We start from the raw sequence: 6375 nt of genomic DNA on the forward strand, positions 1-6375 counted from the left end.
CCGGCGCTTGCCATCACTGCCGGCCCTGCGCGCGTTCGAGGCGACGGCACGTTTGGGCAGCGCGCAACTGGCAGCGCAGGAACTGTCGGTCACGCCCACCGCCATCAGCCACCAGCTGCGCGCGCTGGAGCAGTGGCTGGGCACGGCGCTGTTCGTGCGCCAGCCGCGCCGGTTGGTGCCCACGCCCGCCGCGCACGAATTGCGCCAGGTCACCAGCGACGCCTTCGATCGCATCGCCTGGACCACCGACAAGCTGCGCGCGCATCCGCAGCGGCGCACGCTCACGCTGTCGACCACGCCCGCCATCGCGCGTCTGCTGCTGACGCACACCGCCGCGCTGCGCGCTGCGCGGCCGGGGCTGGATTTGCGCATCCACGCCACACACGAGCCGGTGCCGCTGGACGGCGTGATCGCCGACATGGCCATCCGTTACGGCGGCGGCCAGTGGCCGGGGCTCGTGGCCGAACACTTGGTCGACAACCGCTTCGTGCCCGCGTGCAGCCCGGCGCTCAAGCTGCGCCAGCGGTCCAGCCTGCCGCGCCACACGCTGCTGCATTTCCTGCCGCTGGGGGCGCGCAGCTCACCGTCGGACTGGGCGGTGTGGCAGCGCGCGGCGCAGGTGCCGGGGCTGGACGTGGGCGCTGGCCCGGTGTTCCACGACGAGACGCACGTCATCGCCGCGGCGCTGGCGGGGCAGGGCGTGGGCCTGATGAGCCAGGCGCTGATCGTGCGTGAACTGGCCGAAGGCCGCCTGGTGCGGCCGTTCGGGCCCGACCTGCCAGGGCAGCCGTTTCACCTGGTTTTTCCTGAGGCGCGGCGGGGCGATGCGGACGTGCTGGCCGTGCGCGACTGGGTGCTGGGTGCGGCGGCCGCCGAACTGGCGCCGCGTTGATTGGCGGGCGGCCTTGGCTTCGAGGCGGCGCCGTTAAAGCTGCGACTTCAGCGGCAGCACGAAGCGCTCGATCAGCTTTTCCTTCAGCGGGCGGGCGGCCCAGGTTTCGTAGGTGTAGGCGCGGGTCTTGGCCAAATCGCCCTCGAACTCGCGCGTCATCTTGGCGGCGAAGTCGCGGTCGTACACGTTCAGGCTGGCCTCGTCGTTCAGTCGGAACGAGCGCACGTCGAAGTTGGTGGACCCCACCGACACCATTTCGTTGTCCACGATCAGCAGCTTGTTGTGCATCATGGTCGGCTCGTACTCGTGGATGGCGATGCCGGCCTGCAGCAGCGGGCCCCACGAGGCCTTGGACGCCAGGCGAACCGCGTCCGAATCGATGTGCTCGCCCGGCACGATGATGCGGATGCGCACGCCGCGCTCGCGCGCCGCCAGCAGCGCCTTCGTGACCAATTCGTCGGGCACGAAGTAGGCGGCTTCCAGGTCAATGGATTGCGCTGACGCCGCGATCGCCATCAGCACCATCAGGTGCATGCTTTCGCTGCCCCCAGCGGGCGAGGCGATGAACAGGTGCGCGTCCATGTCGCCCGTGCGTTCCTGGGCCGGAAAGTAATCCGGCCCGTTGAGGACTTCGCCCGTGGTCTTGATCCAGTTGTCGTTGAAGGCCGCCTGAAACTGCGCCACCGCCGGGCCGGTCAGCTGGAAGTGCATGTCACGCCAGTGGTCGGGGTCTTCGGCGCTGCCTTCCCATTGGTCGGCAATGCCCACGCCGCCGGTGAACGCCACCTTGCCGTCCACCACCAGCAGCTTGCGGTGGGTGCGGTTGTTCATGCGCGAGATGTTGTACCAGTGCAGCGGGCGGTAGCGGTGCACGCGCACACCCGCGTCCTCCATGGCCTTGAGCAACTTGTCTTCCATCTTGAGGCTGCCCATCCAGTCCAGCATGACCGAGACCTTGACGCCGGCGCGCGCCCGCTCGGCCAGCGCCTCGCTCATCTTCTCGCCGATGTCGCCCGACCAGTAGATGTAGGTCTCGAAGGTGATGGTTTTCTGCGCCGCCTGGATCGCGGCCAGCATCGCCGGGAAGATTTCCTTGCCGTTCTGCAGGTCCTTGACCAGGTTGCCCGGCACGATGGCCGGGCCGAGCATGACGCCCATCTCGCGTCGGAACTGCGGGTCCGCCACGGCGTAGCGGTGTTCGATCTTGCGCTCGAGCTTTTTTTCGGGCGTGGCGAAATTCATCGCCAGCGCCGTCGCGATCAGCGTGACGACCGCGGTGATGACAATGGTCCAGAACATGCGTGGGCGGCGGATTCTCAAGGTCTGAGCAGCGTAGGGGATGCCCCATGCGCTGCGCGTAGGACGGAGGCGCGGGCGCGCTGCGGCCGAAGCAGAAAAAAAAAGCCCGGACGGGCCGGGCAGGGTGGGGCTCGTTCGGGGTGTTGCCTTACTCGATCTTCACGCCGGCGTCGCGCACGATCTTTTCCCACAGGTGGTAGTCGGTGTTCAGCTGCTTGCCAAAGGCGTCGGCGCTCATCGCTTGCGGCTCGGCGCCTTGGTCGTGGATGGCTTTCTGCATCTCGGGCGTGGCCAGCAGCTTGTTGACGGCGGCGTTCATGGTTTCCACCTGCGCCTTGGGCGTGCCTGCGGGCATCAGCAGGCCGTACCAGGTGCTGATGTCAAAGCCCTTGTAGCCGCTTTCGGCGATCGTCGGCACGTCGGGCAGCGACGTGGACCGCTTGGCCGAGGTCACCGCCAGCGGGCGCAGCTTGCCCGCCTTGATCTGGCCCATGGCCGACGGCACGCTCGACACCAGCAGGTCGACGTTGCCGGCCAGCGCATCCAGCATCGCAGGGTTGGAGCCCTTGTACGGCACGTGGCGCAGCTTCACGCCCGCGGCCTTCTCGAACTGGTCGCCCGACAGGTGGATGGTGGTGCCGTTGCCGGGCGAGCCATAGGTGATGGTGTCCGGCGCGGCCTTCGCCGCGGCGACCACGTCGGCCAGAGTCTTGTACTTGCTGTTCACGCTCGTGGCGATGATCACCGGCGTCCAGGCGACGTGCGCCACGGCGACGAAGTCCTTGGTGGGGTTCCAGGGCAGGTTCTTGTAGATCCAGGGGCCGACGACCAGGTTGTCTTTCTGGCCCATCACCATGTCGTAGCCGTCAGGCTTGCCCTTGGCGGCTTCGGTGATGCCCAGCGTGCCGCCCGCACCTGCGCGGTTGTCCGGCACGATGTTCCACTTGTTCGCCTCGGTCAGCTTCTGCGCCACCAGGCGGCCCAGGATGTCGGTGCCCCCGCCCGGCGGGAACGGGATGACCATGCGGATCGGCTTGTCGGGATAGCTCTGGGCGTGGGCAGCGGTGGCCAGCAGGCCGATGGCCAGCAGAGAAGTGAATGTGCGCAACATCTTGGGTGAACAGCGGTTGGAGGTTGAATGAATGCAAACCATCTTAGCGCCGGACTGCTGTATCCGGCATGAGGCCTGACCCCAAGACGCACCGCGCCGATGGTCGCTGTGGCAGAGGTGGACGGGTTACGGCGCCGCGCCACCATTTGACATGCGAATCGGGGTTTTGGCCAAGCCTGATCAGCGCAGCCAGCTATGCAAAACGCAGCGATTATGGCTGCGCCGAGGTGCGCACCCCACTGTGGGGCACCGCATCGGTCTTCGCCGCGAAGCGGAGCGCCTCACGCAGCAGATCGCGATCGAGTTCGTAAGGCGGCTGCTGCGACGATACCGGCAGGGCGAACCAGTGCGGCAGCGGCGACGCCACGGCCAACTCCACCGCCTTGCGGTGCGAGGCATCGCGCGCCAAAGGTGAATCGGCCAGAGCCTGCCAAAGCACATCCAACTGCGCCAGCGCCAAAGACGGCGCCCCGGCGCGGACCGAACCCACCGTTCGCCAGGCGTTGACGGCCCCCACTTCGAGGAACGCGATCAAGCGTCCAAGGTCGTGGAAGCCCGTGGCCTCGCCGATAAGCGCGAAAAAAAAGTGCGGCCCGTCGATCGACGTGTGCAGCGCTGACACACAAGCCTGCGCCAACGCTTCGATCTTGGGCGCTTCGGCCTGAAGCCGCACGCCGAAGAAGGCCGGGCCGAAGAAGGCTTCAAAGGCGACTTCGGTGGCGCCTGCCAGGTACGTCTGCAGCGCGGCTGGGCTGGGCGGACGGTCACGCTCCCACGCCCAGGCGCTTTCCCAGGCGCCATGCTTGGCGAACTGACCAAGCTGGGGTGCGCCTTGAAACGCGGGGTGATCGAGCATGGCAGGGGCAGGGCGATGAGTTGAATGGGTGTAGTTGCCGGCGGCTTTCAGGTACTGCGCCAGATTCGGCTTGAACACAGGTGGGGCAGGCGCAGCCAGCTATGAATTTCAGAGTTTCAGGCGGGTGGTTGCGCGTCACATTGTCCGGTCTTTGGGGGCGCTCTCAGGCTGCCCGCCCGATCCAGGCAAGCCCGCGCCCAGCCCCAGGGATTCGTGGTCAGCGGGTTCGTCCCGCGGTGAGGCTGACTGGCCTTGGCGCCAGCCCACACCATGCGACGCGGGCAGTAGGCCGCTATGACAGATCGAAGGAAGGCTTCAAGGCGCCTGCCGCCTAAGCAGAAGCGTCAGGCCGAGCCCCCGGCGCGAGCCTTGCGCCAACCATGGAAATCGGAGAAGGCTTCGCCCTGGCGCTCGCGCTTCCAAGCGTCGAAATCCGCGTCCATCTGCCCGATATGCTGGTCACGCCACTGGCGGTACTCGGCATCAACGCCTTGGGGGTGATGCGCACTGTCCTGCTCGTGCCGGCGCGCGTCTTGCGAGAGATCTTGGTTTGGATGCGTTCCCATGACGGCCCCCTGAATGAAAGAGGAGCAGGATAGCCCGCGACATGGGAGCCAACCGTAACGCTTGGTCACCGTGGCTGAAACTGTTATCTGACCCTAATTTTTTAAACGGCGTCACCGCCGTGTCTCCTCTGCGGCCTTCTCTCTTTTCTCCATCCGAAGGTGAAGGCGGCCACAAAGCTGTGCACAAGAGTATAGGTACGCCAATTTGTTACGCTCCTCCAGACTGTTCAAGTGAGACTCCGAAGCAGTCTTTTGCTCTGAGAGGCGCGTTGCCAACTGCGCGACCGGCGACGCCGAGAAGCTAGCCTCCAGAGGGTGGTGCGCGAAGTGATTGCGAATTCGACGGATTAGGTTGAGGTCGTCGTAGTCTCCCTTCGAGATGAATCCGAATGCGCGAGCCACAGCGATGCGCTGATTGAAACTTGACAGTGGCCCAACGGCCTGAAACAGGTCTTCCGCTACCTTTAGGTCGACCACGAGGGACTGCAAGTAGACGCCGAGGTAGTTCTCAACGAAGCCGCCTACCAAGACTGCCGCACCACGATCTGACTCCTTGTGGAATGAGTCGATCATCTTGTTCCAGTCGAACAGGTGCAGATCATGCGGCTTGGCCATATGCGCTGTCTAACGAATCGAAGCAAACCGCCCGCCGAAGGCGGGGAGGCTGGACTGCCGGGTTAGGCGCGACGTGTGCACCGACGCTGCGCGCGGCACCAAATTGGGCTGAACACCAAAAACCATAGCTGGCTGCGCACGCTGGATGAGCGCTGAGGCGTGATTTGATACTGGATTTGGCATAAAAAACCTGGGGTGCACTTAACGCCTGAATTAAGCCGCGCCGCGAAACGGAGTCGGCTTGAATGAATTATTAGGCGGGTTCTGTGCCAAGGTCTGGATCTTTGTTTTCTTCAATTCTGGCACTTAGGATGACATCTGAGCCAAAGACCATGTGAGCAGATCGTTGAAGATCTTCGAGATTTTCTGGGGTAAATTTTTAGTTGTTGAAAGAGTCATGGACAAGCTCATGCCGAAGCTTGAAAGTCCGCTTCAGTCCATCAAAGTCTAGGTGGGTCCAGCTAACCACGTCATCTGGTTGATCCTTCAGGCGAATTTGCAGGTTAAGGATCGCAGTCCAAAACCCCCCTGACGGGAGAAAATAGGAGAATACTTTGTCAATGCGATCAGTATTTTGGAACGATTGAGACGAGGAAACTATCTCCAAGGGGTGAATGTTGTGATCAAATAGATTGATAAGATCAATAACGTCGAATTTTTCAGGGTGCAACGTCTTTAGATGCGGCTTAAAGAAATCCTGCGAGCAGTACCGGAAGCTGAAGTCCAGTATGTCTCGATAATATACTTCTATTGCTGAGACTGTTGAAATTATCGCGGAACGGCTCACTAGGCAAATTATCTTTTCGTCAATCTCATCCGAAAGTAGAAGCTCTCCAGCTGATTGACAAAGGCTATAGTTGTCAAAGAAGTTGCTGAAAGGCCTCGCTATCCTGGATGCGCGATTAGCACGTGCTTTAAGAATTTTGTCTACATCCATGCGCAATCCTATGTGGTTCTAAAATCGCCTAAGGATGGTGTTCAAAACCCCGGTCAAGCCCGAATGGCGTGAGCGGTGTGCGGCAGGAACAATGGCGTC

General features: G+C 62.9%; 6 protein-coding genes. 2 read left to right on the top strand and 4 right to left on the bottom strand.

What is annotated here, in order from left to right; all coding sequences use genetic code 11:
• Positions 1–7: 7 nt before the first annotated feature.
• The gene (locus FVQ98_RS13640) at positions 8–892 is read left to right on the top strand and encodes a LysR substrate-binding domain-containing protein (RefSeq protein WP_255507778.1); all 885 of its coding nucleotides are present in this window, start codon (positions 8–10) and stop codon (positions 890–892) included.
• A 33-nt stretch (positions 893–925) separates the two neighbouring features.
• On the opposite strand, the gene FVQ98_RS13645 is transcribed toward FVQ98_RS13640, so the two are convergent.
• The 3 genes from FVQ98_RS13645 to FVQ98_RS13655 form a co-directional block, all read right to left on the bottom strand.
• Positions 926–2191, bottom strand: coding sequence for a phospholipase D-like domain-containing protein (locus FVQ98_RS13645; protein WP_147913998.1), 1266 nt, complete (start codon positions 2189–2191; stop codon positions 926–928).
• Between the two features lie 148 nt (positions 2192–2339).
• Positions 2340–3302 (bottom strand): Bug family tripartite tricarboxylate transporter substrate binding protein, encoded by a 963-nt coding sequence (locus FVQ98_RS13650; RefSeq protein ID WP_147913999.1) that lies wholly within the window; start codon positions 3300–3302, stop codon positions 2340–2342.
• A 211-nt stretch (positions 3303–3513) separates the two neighbouring features.
• Entirely contained in the window at positions 3514–4236 is a 723-nt protein-coding gene (locus tag FVQ98_RS13655) for a hypothetical protein (RefSeq protein ID WP_147914000.1), read from the bottom strand.
• 302 nt (positions 4237–4538) lie between these two features.
• Between FVQ98_RS13655 and FVQ98_RS19710 the strand changes: the two genes are divergently transcribed.
• Positions 4539–4757 (top strand): hypothetical protein, encoded by a 219-nt coding sequence (locus tag FVQ98_RS19710; protein WP_187265737.1) that lies wholly within the window; start codon positions 4539–4541, stop codon positions 4755–4757.
• 78 nt (positions 4758–4835) lie between these two features.
• Here the strand turns inward: FVQ98_RS19710 and FVQ98_RS13665 are convergent, their stop codons facing one another.
• Complete coding sequence (locus FVQ98_RS13665; RefSeq protein ID WP_147914002.1) at positions 4836–5339, bottom strand: MltR family transcriptional regulator; 504 nt, start codon at positions 5337–5339, stop codon at positions 4836–4838.
• Between the last annotated feature and the right edge of the window lie 1036 nt (positions 5340–6375).

It is taken from the genome of Ottowia flava (genome assembly GCF_008017535.1).
In the GTDB taxonomy this organism is placed as follows: Bacteria; Pseudomonadota; Gammaproteobacteria; order Burkholderiales; family Burkholderiaceae_C; genus Ottowia; species Ottowia flava.